This is a genomic window from Streptomyces sp. NPDC030991, assembly GCF_055571235.1.
The window spans coordinates 290890-304002 of record NZ_JBVIFR010000006.1 but is presented as its reverse complement, the minus strand read 5'-3'; the positions used below and the strand labels follow the sequence as shown (position 1 = coordinate 304002).

Annotated in this window: 10 protein-coding genes and 2 tRNA genes; 6 read left to right on the top strand and 6 right to left on the bottom strand. The window is 70.3% G+C overall.

The genetic code is table 11. The features are described from left to right. Positions 1 to 3 precede the first annotated feature (3 nt). Together rsgA and ACZ45E_RS14560 are read left to right on the top strand one after the other, a co-directional pair. Entirely contained in the window at positions 4 to 1014 is a 1011-nt protein-coding gene (gene rsgA, locus ACZ45E_RS14565) for a ribosome small subunit-dependent GTPase A (protein ID WP_468220585.1), read from the top strand. A gap of 107 nt (positions 1015 to 1121) precedes the next feature. After that, positions 1122 to 1445, top strand: coding sequence for a DMT family transporter (locus ACZ45E_RS14560; RefSeq protein ID WP_164560115.1), 324 nt, complete (start codon positions 1122 to 1124; stop codon positions 1443 to 1445). Between the two features lie 194 nt (positions 1446 to 1639). On the opposite strand, the gene ACZ45E_RS14555 is transcribed toward ACZ45E_RS14560, so the two are convergent. Further along, the gene (locus ACZ45E_RS14555) at positions 1640 to 2251 is read right to left on the bottom strand and encodes a TetR/AcrR family transcriptional regulator (RefSeq protein ID WP_468220583.1); all 612 of its coding nucleotides are present in this window, start codon (positions 2249 to 2251) and stop codon (positions 1640 to 1642) included. A 189-nt stretch (positions 2252 to 2440) separates the two neighbouring features. On the opposite strand from ACZ45E_RS14555, the gene hisN reads away from it, so the two are divergent. Together hisN and ACZ45E_RS14545 are read left to right on the top strand one after the other, a co-directional pair. After that, entirely contained in the window at positions 2441 to 3238 is a 798-nt protein-coding gene (gene hisN, locus ACZ45E_RS14550) for a histidinol-phosphatase (protein ID WP_468220581.1), read from the top strand. 182 nt (positions 3239 to 3420) lie between these two features. Beyond that, positions 3421 to 3822 carry a CBS domain-containing protein gene (locus tag ACZ45E_RS14545; RefSeq protein WP_468220580.1) on the top strand — a complete coding sequence of 134 codons (402 nt, stop codon included), beginning with the start codon at positions 3421 to 3423 and terminating at the stop codon, positions 3820 to 3822. Positions 3823 to 4066: 244 nt separating this feature from the next. On the opposite strand, the gene katG is transcribed toward ACZ45E_RS14545, so the two are convergent. After that, positions 4067 to 6289, bottom strand: a complete 2223-nt coding sequence (katG, locus tag ACZ45E_RS14540) for a catalase/peroxidase HPI (RefSeq protein WP_468220578.1) — start codon at positions 6287 to 6289, stop codon at positions 4067 to 4069. Between the two features lie 138 nt (positions 6290 to 6427). On the opposite strand from katG, the gene ACZ45E_RS14535 reads away from it, so the two are divergent. Further along, positions 6428 to 6841: a Fur family transcriptional regulator gene (locus tag ACZ45E_RS14535; RefSeq protein ID WP_468220576.1), complete on the top strand. Its 414-nt coding sequence runs from the start codon at positions 6428 to 6430 to the stop codon at positions 6839 to 6841. Between the two features lie 185 nt (positions 6842 to 7026). Here ACZ45E_RS14535 and ACZ45E_RS14530 read toward each other — a convergent pair. From ACZ45E_RS14530 to ACZ45E_RS14515, 4 genes are all read right to left on the bottom strand, one after another. Continuing rightward, a tRNA-Met gene (locus tag ACZ45E_RS14530) sits at positions 7027 to 7100 on the bottom strand. Positions 7101 to 7186: 86 nt separating this feature from the next. Then, positions 7187 to 9004 (bottom strand): tetratricopeptide repeat protein, encoded by a 1818-nt coding sequence (locus ACZ45E_RS14525; RefSeq protein ID WP_468220574.1) that lies wholly within the window; start codon positions 9002 to 9004, stop codon positions 7187 to 7189. 239 nt (positions 9005 to 9243) lie between these two features. Next, a tRNA-Met gene (locus ACZ45E_RS14520) sits at positions 9244 to 9317 on the bottom strand. 44 nt (positions 9318 to 9361) lie between these two features. Then, on the bottom strand, positions 9362 to 12286 hold the full coding sequence (locus tag ACZ45E_RS14515; RefSeq protein ID WP_468220781.1) for a UPF0182 family membrane protein: 2925 nt from the start codon (positions 12284 to 12286) through the stop codon (positions 9362 to 9364). A gap of 143 nt (positions 12287 to 12429) precedes the next feature. On the opposite strand from ACZ45E_RS14515, the gene ACZ45E_RS14510 reads away from it, so the two are divergent. Next, positions 12430 to 12972: a PPA1309 family protein gene (locus ACZ45E_RS14510; protein WP_468220572.1), complete on the top strand. Its 543-nt coding sequence runs from the start codon at positions 12430 to 12432 to the stop codon at positions 12970 to 12972. Positions 12973 to 13113 lie beyond the last annotated feature (141 nt).

Below are 13113 nucleotides of genomic sequence, written 5' to 3'. Positions count from 1 at the left end.
GCGATGCGCCGCTACGGCAAGCACACCGACGAGGACGACATCCGCCAGCGGCCCGGCCGCAAGGGCACGCGTCCGCGTACGAACATCCGGCCCAAGCACGAGGACGCGGCGGACGGCATGGTCCTCACCGTCGACCGGGGCCGCCTCACCGTCCTCATCGACGGCACCCCGGTCCACGCGATGAAGGCCCGCGAGCTGGGCCGCAAGGCGGCGGTGGTCGGCGACCAGGTGGCCGTCGTCGGCGACCTGTCCGGCAAGAAGGACACGCTCGCGCGTATCGTCCGCATCGCGCCGCGCACCTCGGTGCTGCGGCGTACCGCGGACGACGACGACCCGTACGAGCGCGTGGTCGTGGCCAACGCCGACCAGCTCGCCGTCGTCACGGCCCTGGCCGACCCGGAGCCACGCCCCCGCATGATCGACCGCTGTCTGGTGGCGGCGTTCGACGGCGGCCTGACGCCGCTCCTCGTCCTGACCAAGTCGGACCTGGCGCCGCCGGACAAGCTCCTGGAGCTGTACGGGGATCTCGACATCCCGTATGTCGTCACCAGCCGCGAGGAGCTGGAGAACGGCACGGCGGTGGCGCGGGTGCGCGAGCAGCTGGACGGCAAGATCACCGCGTTCGTCGGCCACTCGGGTGTGGGCAAGACGACGCTGGTGAACGCGCTGGTGACGCAGGCTCAACGGCGTACGACGGGACATGTCAACGCGGTCACGGGGCGTGGCCGTCACACGACCACGTCGGCGCTGGCCCTCGCGTTGCCGGACGAGGCGGGCTGGGTGGTCGACACCCCGGGCATCCGCTCGTTCGGCCTGCACCACGTCGATCCGTCGCGGGTCATCCACGCCTTCCCCGACCTGGAGCCCGGCACGGAGAACTGCCCGCGCGCGTGCAGCCACGACGAGCCGGAATGCGCCCTGGACGCCTGGGTCGCGGCGGGCCACGCCGACCCGGCCCGCCTGTACTCGCTGCGCCGTCTGCTCGCCACGCGCGAGCGGCACGAGGGTGACTGACCTCTGTCTTGTTTGCTGCCCCCGCACACCGGTAAAGGCATAATCGCACCAAGCCGGACGCAAGATCGAAGCTGTGCAGGATCAGTGGAACGCGGGAGGCACATCACATGGCGTGGCTGCTGGTCATTGTCGCGGGGTTCCTGGAGACCGGTTTCGCGGTCTGCCTGAAGCTCTCGCACGGCTTCACCCGGCTGTGGCCGACCATCGCCTTCGCCTCCTTCGCGCTGGGCAGTTTCGGCCTGCTGACGCTCTCCCTGAAGAAGCTCGACGTGGGTCCGGCCTACGCGGTGTGGACGGGCATCGGCGCGGCCGGCACGGCGATCTACGGAATGATCTTCCTCGGCGACGTGGTCTCCACCCTCAAGATCGTCTCGATCAGCCTGGTGGTCGCGGGCGTGATCGGCCTGCAACTGTCGGGGTCGGCGCACTGACCCGAAGGAACGCTTCGCCGCCCTGCCCGACCAGGGCGGCGCGTTTCGAGTTCCGCGGACGCGCCCCGATCCCAGGCAGCGCGTCCGAGCTGGACGTGGCGCGTCCCCTGCCCGGGCGGCGCGTCCGGGCTGGACGTGGCGCGCGCCCCGGGTTCACCTCGCCCGGCCCCGGGCTCACCTCGCCCGCCCCGAGCTCACGTCGCCCGCCCCGGCCGGATCGCCTCCCGGACCATCCGCCCCACCCCGCCGTCCGCCGGCGGCACCATGACGCACGACAGTGCGATCCGTACGGCCAGTTCGCACTCCCGGGCCAGCGCCCGCGCCTCCGTCCTCTCCGTGCCCGCCGCGCCCGCCGCGCCCGCCGCACCCAGCGCGGCCAGGGACCGGTCGCGTACCGAGGCGACGAGATCGGCGGGGGCGGGCAGCGGCCCGTCCGCGCGGCGCTGCGCGGGCACGGCCGACGAGGACGGCACCGCGGACAGGGTCGGCGAGGGCAGGCGTTCGCTCCAGCAACCGGTGAGCGCGGCCCGTACCAGCGGATTGCGGCGGGCGCTCGTCACGGTCCACTCCGCGACCGTGTCGAGGCCGCCCTCCCTCAGGGCCCGGTCGACACCCGCGAGGTAGGCGTCGGCCTCGCGCCGCACCAGGGCGCGGGCCAGACCCTCCTTGCTGCCGAACTCGTTGTAGAGGGTCTGCCGCGAGACCCCGGCGAACGCCGCGACGTCGACCATGCGCACCCCGCCCCAGGGGCGCCGCGCGAGCGCCGCGTAGGCCGCGTCCAGTAGGGATTCCCGCGCTGCAGGCATCGTCGCCTCCCCGGGCCGCCGTGTCGGTACGGCTTGTTTCGCCAGAGTTGACGGGCTTGTTCCCCCTGTCAATAGCCCGCGCGCGGCCCGTGCCCGGCCCCGGACTCGCCCATCGGCGCCGCCCCCGCGCGTCCCGTACGGCCGGAGGCCCTGTGGCCGCGGGCCGACCGCGATCGATACTGTGCAGTCATGCCCGACTACCACGATGATCTGCGTCTCGCCCACGTCCTCGCGGACGCCGCCGACGCCGCGACGATGGACCGGTTCAAGGCGCTCGACCTGAAGGTGGAGACCAAGCCGGACATGACGCCGGTGAGCGAGGCCGACAAGAACGCCGAGGAGTTGATCCGCAATCACCTCCAGCGGGCACGGCCGCGCGACGCGGTCCTCGGTGAGGAGTACGGCGTCGAGGGCACGGGTCCGCGCCGCTGGGTCATCGACCCGATCGACGGCACGAAGAACTACGTCCGTGGCGTCCCCGTCTGGGCGACGCTCATCTCCCTGATGGAGGCCACCGAGGGCGGCTACCATCCGGTCGTCGGCGTGGTCTCGGCGCCCGCGCTCGGCCGGCGCTGGTGGGCGGCGAAGGGCGCGGGCGCCTTCACCGGCCGCAGCCTGACCTCGGCCTCCCGGCTGCACGTCTCCAAGGTGGGCCGCCTGGCCGACGCCTCCTTCGCGTACTCCTCGCTGACGGGCTGGGAGGAGCAGGGCCGCCTCGACGGGTTCCTGGAGCTCAGCCGGGCGGTGTGGCGCACCCGCGGCTACGGCGACTTCTGGCCCTACATGATGGTGGCCGAGGGCTCGATCGACCTGTGCGCGGAGCCGGAGCTGTCGCTGTGGGACATGGCGGCGCCGGCGATCGTGGTGACCGAGGCGGGCGGCTCCTTCACGGGCCTCGACGGACGCCCCGGCCCGCACAGCGGCAACGCGGCGGCGTCGAACGGTCTGCTCCACGACGAGCTGCTGAGCTACCTCGACGGGCGCTGACCCGGAGCCGGCCGACCGGCGCCCGCACGAAATGCGGGCGCCCCTGAACTTGCTTCCCGCGCCCCCTTGTTGGTGCTCCCTTTACCTGTAACTCTGAGAGTCCCCCCACTTGTGAACTTGTGAACCGTTTCTCGTTCCCGGGTCGGTTCGACAGGTGGCTCCACAGGAAGGTGGCTCCATCCATGCTCGTCCGTGACGCCATGAGCACGATGGTCCTCACCATCGGCCCCACCCACACCCTGCGCCAGTCCGCCCGGCTGATGTCGGCGCGCCGCGTCGGCGCGGCCGTCGTCCTCGATCCGGACGGCTGCGGCATCGGCATCCTGACCGAGCGCGACATCCTCAACTCACTCGCCCTGAACCAGGACCCGGACCACGAGACAGCCGGCACCCACACCACCACCGACGTCGTCTTCGCCGCTCCCTCATGGACCCTGGAGGACGCGGCGGGCGCGATGACCCACGGCGGCTTCCGCCATCTCATCGTGCTCGACGGCCGGGAGCCGGTCGGCATCGTCTCGGTCCGCGACATCACCCGCTGCTGGACACCGGCGAGGCCGCCCGTGCCGACCCTGACGGTCTAGGACCTGCCGGCCACCGCGTCCAGCGACCAGCGACCACTGCCGGAGCGCGACGCGAAGGGCCGGCTCCCTCGACGGGAACCGGCCCTCTGCCTGCGGCCTCACAGCCGTACTGCTCCAGGCGCCGCGAGACGCACTCGTACCGGACCAGGCCGTGCCGAACCAGGCCCTGTCAGACCAAGCCGTGTCAGGCCAAGCCGTGTCAGACCATGTCGTGTCAGACCATGTCGTGTCAGACCAGGTCGTGTCAGACCAGGTCGAACCGGTCCAGGTCCATGACCTTGCTCCACGCCGCGACGAAGTCCTTCACGAACTTCTCCTTGGCGTCGTCGCTCGCGTAGACCTCGGCCACCGCGCGCAGCTCGGAGTTGGAGCCGAAGACCAGGTCGGCGCGGGTGCCGGTCCACTTGACCGCGCCGCTCGCGTCGCGGCCCTCGAACTCGTCCTGCGCGGAGGACGTCGACTTCCACGACGTGCCCATGTCGAGCAGGTTGACGTAGTAGTCGTTGGTCAGCGTGCCCGGCCTCTCGGTGAGGACGCCGTGCTTGGACTGGCCGGTGTTGGCGCCCAGTACACGCAGGCCGCCGACGAGGACGGTCAGCTCGGGGGCGCTCAGCGTCAGCAGGTTCGCCTTGTCGAGCAGCAGGTACTCGGCCGGCAGGCGGTTGCCCTTGCCCACGTAGTTGCGGAAGCCGTCGGCGGCCGGTTCGAGCGCGGCGAACGACTCGACGTCCGTCTGCTCCTGCGCGGCGTCCACCCGGCCCGCCGAGAAGGGCACCTCGACGTCGAAGCCGCCGTCCTTGGCGGCCTTCTCGACGGCGGCGGAGCCCGCGAGCACGATCAGGTCGGCCAGCGAGACCTGCTTGCCGCCCTTGGCGTTGAAGGACTCCTGGATGCCTTCGAGCGTGCGCAGCACCTGCGCCAGCTCCTCGGGGTTGTTGACCTCCCAGTTGCGCTGCGGCTCCAGGCGGACGCGGGCGCCGTTGGCGCCGCCGCGCTTGTCGCTGCCGCGGAAGGAGGAGGCGGAGGCCCAGGCGGCCGAGACGAGCTGCGCGACCGTGAGCTCCGAGCCGAGGACCTGCTCCTTGAGGGAGGCGATGTCGGCGGCGTCGATGGTCTCGCCGGTGCGCTCCGGCAGCGGGTCCTGCCACAGCAGCGTCTCGGACGGCACCTCGGGGCCGAGGTAGCGGACGACCGGGCCCATGTCACGGTGCGTCAGCTTGTACCAGGCGCGGGCGAAGGCGTCCGCGAACTCCTGCGGGTTCTCGTGGAAGCGGCGCGAGATCGGCTCGTAGATCGGGTCGAAGCGCAGCGAGAGGTCGGTCGTGAGCATCGTCGGGAGCTGCTTCTTCGACGCGTCGTGCGCGAGGGGAACCGTCGCCTCTGCGTTCTTCGCGATCCACTGGTTGGCCCCGGCGGGGCTCTGGGTCAGCTCCCACTCGAAGCCGAAGAGGTTGTCGAAGAACTCGTTGTCCCACGCGGTCGGGGCGCTGGTCCAGGTCACCTCCAGACCACTGGTGATGGCGTCGCCGGCCTTGCCGCTGCCGTAGGTGTTGGCCCAGCCGAGGCCCTGCTGCTCGATCGGGGCGGCCTCGGGGTCGGGCCCGACGTTCTCCGCGGGGCCGGCGCCGTGCGTCTTGCCGAAGGTGTGGCCACCGGCGATGAGCGCGACGGTCTCCTCGTCGTTCATCGCCATGCGGCGGAACGTCTCACGGATGTCGCGGGCCGCGGCGATCGGGTCCGGGTTGCCGTTGGGGCCCTCGGGGTTCACATAGATGAGGCCCATCTGCACCGCGCCGAGCGGGCTCTCCAGCTCGCGGTCGCCGGTGTAGCGCTCGTCGCCGAGCCAGGTCGTCTCGGGGCCCCAGTAGACGTCCTCCTCGGACTCCCATACGTCGGGGCGGCCACCGGCGAAGCCGAAGGTCTTGAAGCCCATCGTCTCCAGCGCGACGTTGCCGGTGAGGATCAGCAGGTCGGCCCAGGAGATGGACTGGCCGTACTTCTGCTTGACCGGCCACAGCAGGCGGCGGGCCTTGTCCAGGTTGCCGTTGTCCGGCCAGCTGTTGAGCGGCGCGAAGCGCTGCTGACCGGCGCCGGCGCCACCGCGGCCGTCGCTGATGCGGTACGTACCGGCGCTGTGCCAGGCCATCCGGATCATGAGCGGGCCGTAGTTGCCGAAGTCGGCGGGCCACCAGTCCTGCGAGGTGGTGAGCACCTCGGCTATGTCCCGCTTCACGGCGGGGAGGTCCAGCGCGTTGAACGCCTCCGCGTAGTCGAAGTCCTCACCGAGCGGGTTCGCGACCGCCGGGTTCTTGGCGAGGATCTTCAGGTTGAGCCGCTCCGGCCACCACTGGGTGTTGCCGCCGCCCTGGGTCGGGTGCTTGGCCCGGCCGTGCGCGACCGGGCAGCCGCCCGTCTCCGTCCCCTCCGTCTTCGCGTCCGTGACGATTGCTTCATGGTTCTCGGTCATGCGAACCCTTCCGGAGTCTGTCCTGTCGCTTGGCCCTAGCCAATGCTTGATCCTACAATGGACAATGTCTAAGTCAAGCAAAGCTCCAAAGTCACATTCGTTCGGGATTCAGGTCCCCTTGCTGTTAGGCTGGTTTCTATGAGTGACCTCCTGGACCGACTGCGCGGACGCGGCTGGCGCATGACCGCGCAGCGACGCGTCGTGGCAGAGGTACTCGAAGGCGACCACGTCCACCTGACGGCTGACGAGGTGCACGCACGCGCGGTCGCGAAGCTCCCCGAGATCTCCCGGGCCACGGTGTACAACACGCTGGGCGAGATGGTGTCGCTCGGCGAGGTCATCGAGGTGGCGACGGACAAGCGCGCGAAGCGCTACGACCCGAACGCGCACCGCCCGCACCAGCACCTGGTCTGCGGCCAGTGCGGCCAGATCCGCGACGTGCACCCCACGGGCAACCCCCTGTCGACCCTCCCCGACTCGGAGCGCTTCGGCTTCACGATCTCGGACGTCGAGGTCACCTACCGCGGCACGTGCCCGAACTGCGCGACATAGCGCGCGGCTCGTCGCGCAGGCGACCGGGCGACCGCTGTCCACGCTTCTCTACGCAAAGAGACCCGCACCTGCTGGTGCGGGTCTCTTGTCGTTCGTGGACGGCCGCCAGGTCGTCGCGCGCCCTACGGCGGTCCGGAGATACGCCTGAGGCCCGGAACCAATGGTTCCGGGCCTCAGGTCTTCAGTAGCGGGGACAGGATTTGAACCTGCGACCTCTGGGTTATGAGCCCAGCGAGCTACCGAGCTGCTCCACCCCGCGCCGTTGAACACAACCTTACGGGACGCCTCCCACCAGCGCAAATCGCTTCCCCCGGCCCGCCACAGCCGGGTCCGGGCCGCCCGCGCTCAGGCCGAAAGCTCCTGGCGCAGGGCGTCCCGCAGCCGTCCCGCCCGCTCGGCCACCTCGGCCGGCCCGAGCTCGACGGCCCGGCAGGCCCACTTCTGGCCCTCGACCAGATCGCCGCGCCGCGCGCACAGCAGGGCGAGCCTGAGCGCGGCCCGGCCGTGCCCGGCGTCGGCGGCCCGCGTCCACCACAGGGCCGCCTCCGGCTCGCTCCCCTCACGGGCGAGCAGCAGCCCGAGGTTGAACGCGCCGTTGCGCGAGCCGGCCTCCGCGGCCTCCCGGTACCAGCGGGCCGCCTCGACCACATCGCCGCGCACGGCGGCGAGCATGCCGACGCGGACCTGAGCGCGCCGGTGCCCGTGCTCGGCGGCCCGCTCGTACCACTCCTCGCACTCGCTCTTCACGGTGACGTGCTCGCCCAGCTCGTGCCGGACCGCGGGCGGGCGACGCACGTCGAGCAGCGAGGCGAGCCGGTACGCCGCCTCGGGGCTGCCCCCGCCCGCGGCGCACCGCAGATGCCGCTCGGCGCTCGGCTCGTCACCCTCACGCAGGCGCGCGATACCGGCCTGCAGCGCGGCTTCCGTGTGCCCTCCGGCGGCGGCCCGCTCGTACCAGCGCAGCGCCTTCTGATCGGCCTCCGGCTCGTCCCGGCCCGCGTACAGGATGCCGAGGTTGAAGGCGGCGTCGACGCTGCCAGCCTCGGCCGCCTTGGAGAACCAGGGCTCGGCGCCGACCGCGTCGCCGTTCTGCAGGAGCAGCACGGCCAGCGCGTTGGCCGCCTCGCGGTGGCCCGCGTAGGCGGCACGGCGGTACCAGCTCTCGGCCTGCGCGGTGCGCTTCTGCTCGGCACAGAGCAGGCCGAGGTTGTACGCGCCGTTGTTGTCGCCCGCGTCCATGGCGGCGCGGTACCAGCGCTCGGCGGTCTGCGTCTCGCCGCGCTGGGCGTGCAGCGCGCCCAGCGCGTTCGCCGCGTTGCCGTCGCCGTCCTGCGCGGCGCGCAGCCACCACACCGCGGCGCTCTCCTCGTCCCCGGCGTCGCGCAGCAGGAAGGCGAGGGCGCACGCGGCGCGCGGCTCGCCGTCCTTCGCGGACGTCAGGTACCAGCGCCCGGCCTCCTTGAGGTCGCCGCGCTTCTCCAGGATCGCGCCGAGGTGCAGCGCGGCACGGCGGTGCCCGCGGGCGGCGGCCTGGCGGTACCACTGCTCGGCCTCGGCGGCCGGCTTCTTGTTCTCATCCGTGACCAGTACGTCCTCGGGGCCGAGCCGCGCGGCCTGCCGGTCCAGGGCGCGGGCGAGCCGGTACGCGGCCTCGCGGTGCCCGCGCTGGGCGGCGACCCGCATCCAGCGCTCGGCGCCAACGTCACTGCGGTGCTCCAGGAGAGCGGCGAGGGCGTACGCGCCGAGCGTGTGGCCCTGCTCGGCGGACTGGCGCAGCCAGTACTCGGCGGCGGGCTCGTCACCACGCTCGCGGAAGTGGCGGCCGAGCGCGTGCGCGGCGGGGGCCGAGCCGGCGACGGCGGCGACCCGCCACCAGCCGGCGGCCTCGTCCGCGTAACCGCGCTGGTGGAGCAGGACGCCCAGGTTGTTGGCGGCGGCCCGGTCACCGGCGCCGGTGGCACCACGCAGCAGGGGTTCGGCTCCGTCGAGATCACCGCGGCGCAGCAGGATGGCGCCGAGGACACTCATCGCCTCGACGTCGCCGGCCTCCGCGGCCGGCCGCTGGCGTGCTTCTTCTGCCACCTCGCCGGATTCGTCCCGGTCAGAAGGCTGCACAAACCGCCCTGTCTCCAACAGAGTTGCCTTGTCCCCCATAACGTCCATCGTCGCACCACCTGCAACCCGGGTACACCTCGTATACCGCAGCCAGTGAGGTCACTTCAGCGTTTTGTCGACATGCCCACAGGGCGACAAGTGAAACACAAAAACCCGAACTCCCCCCGAGCGGAGCGCCGTTCGCATCGACCTGATACAGACTTCGCACATGCCAGTGGCTCGTGACACCCGGGGCTCCGACGCACCGAAGGCCCGGAAGCTGATGCTTCCGAGCCTTCGATCACCAGTAGCGGGGACAGGATTTGAACCTGCGACCTCTGGGTTATGAGCCCAGCGAGCTACCGAGCTGCTCCACCCCGCGCCGTTGTGTTCAAACCGTACCACGGCGCGGGAGGAGCCCCGGACTCAGTCGCCTGCCCCCTTCTTGTCATCGCTCTTGCTGTCGCTCTTGTCGGCGCTCTTGTCGCCGCTCTTCTGCTTGGCGTCCTTGTCGGCCTGTGTCTGGGCCTTGTCGGCGCGCTGCAGAGCGTCCTCGAGCTTCTCCTGGGCCTCGCCGTACGCGGTCCAGTCGTTCTCCTTGAGGGCCTTCTGGCCGTCCTCGAAGGCCTTCTCGGCGTCGGCCAGCGCTTCCTTGACGGTGGTGTTCGCCGGTGGCTGCGCCGTGTCGTCCCCACCGGGTTTCTCCGGCTCCGCCGGCTGCGCCCCGTCCACTTCGAAGGCCTGGTTGAGCGCCTCCGACAAGGAGTCGGCGAAGCCCGTCCGGTCGCCGTAGGAGACCGCGACCTTGCGCATCAGCGGGTACTCGGCGTTGCGACCCTGGGCGTAGATCGGCTCCACGTACAGGAATCCCTTGTCGAGCGGGACCGTCAGCAGATTGCCGTACAGGACCGTCGAGTCGGCGCCCTTCATGTCACGCACCCAGTTCGCCACCGGGTTCGAGGAGTTGAGCTTGTTCTGTACCTGCTCCGGCCCGTAGACCTTGTCCTCGGTGACTCTCAGGAGCCTTATGGTCCCGTAGTCCTTGCTGGTGGCGTCGGCGTCGACCGCCATGAAGGCTCTCAGGTTGGGCCGGCCGCTGGGGGTGAACGTCGTCGTCAGTGAGAACTGCTGACTGGTCTGCCCCGGCATCTTCATGGACAGGTAGTACGGCGGGACCGCGCTGTTGTCCTTCTTGGTCGGGTCGTTCGGGACCTGCCAGGCGTCGGACGCGTTGTAGAACTGGTCCGAGTTCGTCACGTGGTACAGGCTCAGCAGCTCGCGCTGGACCTTGAACATGTCCTGCGGGTAGCGCAGGTGCTCCCTCAGGTCCGCCGGGATGGCGCTCTTCGACTCGACCGTGCCCGGGAACGCCTTCTTCCAGGTCTTCAGGACCGGGTCTGCGTCATCCCACGTGTAGAGCTTGACCTCGCCCGTGTACGCGTCGACGGTCGCCTTCACCGAGTTCCGGATGTAGTTGACCTGGTTCTGCTGGGTCACCACCGCACGCTGGTTGTCCCCCTCGTTGAGGGAGTCGGCCGTGGTGTCGCCCAGCGTCGTCCGGGACGCGTACGGGTAACCGTTCGACGTCGTGTACGCGTCGACGACCCACTTGATCTTGCCGCCGACCACCGTCGGGTAGGCGTCGCCGTCGATGGTCAGCCAGGGGGCGACGGCCTCGACGCGCTCCTTCGGCGTGCGGTTGTACAGGATTCTCGACCCCTCGCCGATGGCGCCCGAGTAGAGGATCTGCGGCTCACTGAAGGCCACCGCGTACGCGGCGCGGTTGATCGGGTTCGAGAGGTTGACGCCGCTGTCACCGTCGTAGCTCGTGGTCTTCTGCGTGCCGTCGTCCTGCTCGTAGTCCAGCTCCTTCTGCGGCCCGCCGACGATCGAGTACTGCGTCGTCTTCTCGCCGTAGTAGACCCGCTGGTTGTAGTCGCCCAGATCACCCGTGGTGGGCAGGCCCGACTCGGTGAACTGCGGGGCTCCCTGGGCCGTCGAGGTGCCCTTGGCCGTCACCGCGCCGAAGCCGTGCGTGTACACGAAGTGGTCGTTGATCCAGTTGCGCTTGTCCAGCTTGCCCAGGTTCAGCTCGCGCAGGCCGACGACCGTGTCCACGCCGTCGTAGCGGTCCACGTCCAGCGTCGTCGGGAACTGGTAGTACTTCCGCTGCTGTTCGAGCTGCTGGAAGGTGGGCGACACAATGTTCGGATCGTTGAGGCGGTAGCTGGCCGCCGAGTCGGACTCCGTGCGCTGCTTCTTGGTGTCGTCCGAACTCTTGCCGCTGTAGTCGACCGGGTTCGCCTTGTCGATGCCGTACGCCTTGCGGGTCGCCTCGATGTTCTTCTCGATGTACGGGGCTTCCTTGGACTGCTCGTTCGGCTGAACCTGGAACTTCTGGACGATGGCCGGGTACAGGCCGCCGATCAGGATCGCCGAGAGCACCATCAGGCCAAAGCCGATGACCGGCAGCTGCCACGTACGGCGCCACAAGGTCGCGAAGAACAGCACCGCGCAGATGACGGCGATGCAGAACAGGATCGTCTTCGCCGGCAGATACGCGTTCGCGTCGACGTACCTCAGACCCGTCCAGTTGTCGGTCGCCTTGAAGTCGCTCGACTTCACGGTGAGCCCGTACCGGTCGAGCCAGTACGCGACGGCCTTCAGGGTGACGAAAACACCCAGCAGGACGGAGAGGTGCCCGGTCGCGGCCGCGGTCGCGCGCGCGCCCGGGCTGGTGATCCGCAGCCCGCCGTACAGGTAGTGCGTCAGCGCGGCGGCGACCAGACCGATGACGGTCGCGGCGAACCCGAAGCCGAGCAGGAAGCGGTACCAGGGCAGATCGAACGCGTAGAAGGCCACGTCCATGTGGAACTGCGGGTCCTTCTGGTGGAACGGCACGCCGTTCACGAACATCAGCCACGTACGCCACTGGCTGGCGGCCGAGGCGCCCGCGATGAGCCCCACCAGGGCGGTGACACCGAGCAGCAGCCACTTCTTGAAGGGCGCGATGCCCATGCGGTAGCGGTCGAGGCTCTGCTGCTCCATCGACATGGCGCTGAGCGGCGGACGCAACCGGTGCGCCAGCCAGATGTTCACGCCGACGACGAGCGCCATGAGCAGACCGAAGACGAAGAAGAGTCCGATCTTCGTCCACAGCGTCTTCGTGAAGACGGACGAGTAATTGACCGATCGGTACCAGAGCCAGTCCGTCCAGAAACCGGCGAACATGACGAAGGCCATGCCGAGCACGGCCAGGACGCCCAGCGTCAGCAGCAGCGTCCGGGCTCGCCGGGACGGGCGGCCCACTCTGATCCGCGGCCCTGTCGGGCCTCCGCCGCGGTCCGGCATCTGGAAAGCCAAGGTGCGCACCTCGAAGTTGAGTAATCGATCGATCGGCCGGGCCCCCGAGATCGTGGACCCATCACCTATGCAACTTACTCACGCTTTACTCAGTTCCCGCTTCGGGGGAGGAACGAGGCAGGATTGTGACCATGTCCAACACTCCCATGGCAGCGAGCCCCCTCACCCGAGCCGTACTCGAGATCGACGAGTACGCCTCCGGCCTCGGCTGGGACCAGCCCGCCCGCCTCTTCGCCCTCGTCGACACCGCTGCCCTGCGCACCCAGGAACCCGCTCTCGCCTCCCAGCTCGGCCTGGAGGGCGAGCAGGAGACCACCGGTCTCACCCCGATCGAGCAGGAGGAGATCCCGGCCGGCAAACCGCTGGACGAGTTCCTCGCCACCATCGCCTGGCCCGACGCCGTCGTGGGCTGCGCCCTGACGGTGGAGCGCCTGATGCTGCCGCCGTCCGCGGAGGCCACCGTCCCGGAAGGGCTGAGCGAGAAGAAGCTCGCCGCGTGGGTCGCCGAGCACCCGGACCGCCAGGAGGTCCGGATGACGGTCGCGGTGCTGCGTGACGGCTCCCGTGACTCGGCCCTGCGGCTGCGCGAGAAGGACTCGCCCATCGAGGTCCTCACCGGCTCGCAGCTCGTCCCCGGCCTGGCGGAGGCTCTGTCGGCGACGTTTGCCGAGTGAGGTTTTCCTCGCCCACGTACTCGCCTATGTACTCGCCTATGTAGAGGGGGGGGGGGGGGGGGGGGGGGGGGGGGGGGGGGGGAGGGGGGGGGGGAGGGGGGGGGGGGGGGGGGGGGGGGGGGGGGGGGGGGGGGGGGGAGG

What these genes read in the sequence shown, in the direction of transcription:
- rsgA (WP_468220585.1), top strand. Translation starts at nt 4, where the DNA reads ATGCGCCGCTACGGCAAGCACACCGACGAGGACGACATCCGCCAGCGG.
- ACZ45E_RS14560 (WP_164560115.1), top strand. Translation starts at nt 1,122, where the DNA reads ATGGCGTGGCTGCTGGTCATTGTCGCGGGGTTCCTGGAGACCGGTTTC.
- ACZ45E_RS14555 (WP_468220583.1), bottom strand. Translation starts at nt 2,251, where the DNA reads ATGCCTGCAGCGCGGGAATCCCTACTGGACGCGGCCTACGCGGCGCTC.
- hisN (WP_468220581.1), top strand. Translation starts at nt 2,441, where the DNA reads ATGCCCGACTACCACGATGATCTGCGTCTCGCCCACGTCCTCGCGGAC.
- ACZ45E_RS14545 (WP_468220580.1), top strand. Translation starts at nt 3,421, where the DNA reads ATGCTCGTCCGTGACGCCATGAGCACGATGGTCCTCACCATCGGCCCC.
- katG (WP_468220578.1), bottom strand. Translation starts at nt 6,289, where the DNA reads ATGACCGAGAACCATGAAGCAATCGTCACGGACGCGAAGACGGAGGGG.
- ACZ45E_RS14535 (WP_468220576.1), top strand. Translation starts at nt 6,428, where the DNA reads ATGAGTGACCTCCTGGACCGACTGCGCGGACGCGGCTGGCGCATGACC.
- ACZ45E_RS14525 (WP_468220574.1), bottom strand. Translation starts at nt 9,004, where the DNA reads ATGGACGTTATGGGGGACAAGGCAACTCTGTTGGAGACAGGGCGGTTT.
- ACZ45E_RS14515 (WP_468220781.1), bottom strand. Translation starts at nt 12,286, where the DNA reads ATGCCGGACCGCGGCGGAGGCCCGACAGGGCCGCGGATCAGAGTGGGC.
- ACZ45E_RS14510 (WP_468220572.1), top strand. Translation starts at nt 12,430, where the DNA reads ATGTCCAACACTCCCATGGCAGCGAGCCCCCTCACCCGAGCCGTACTC.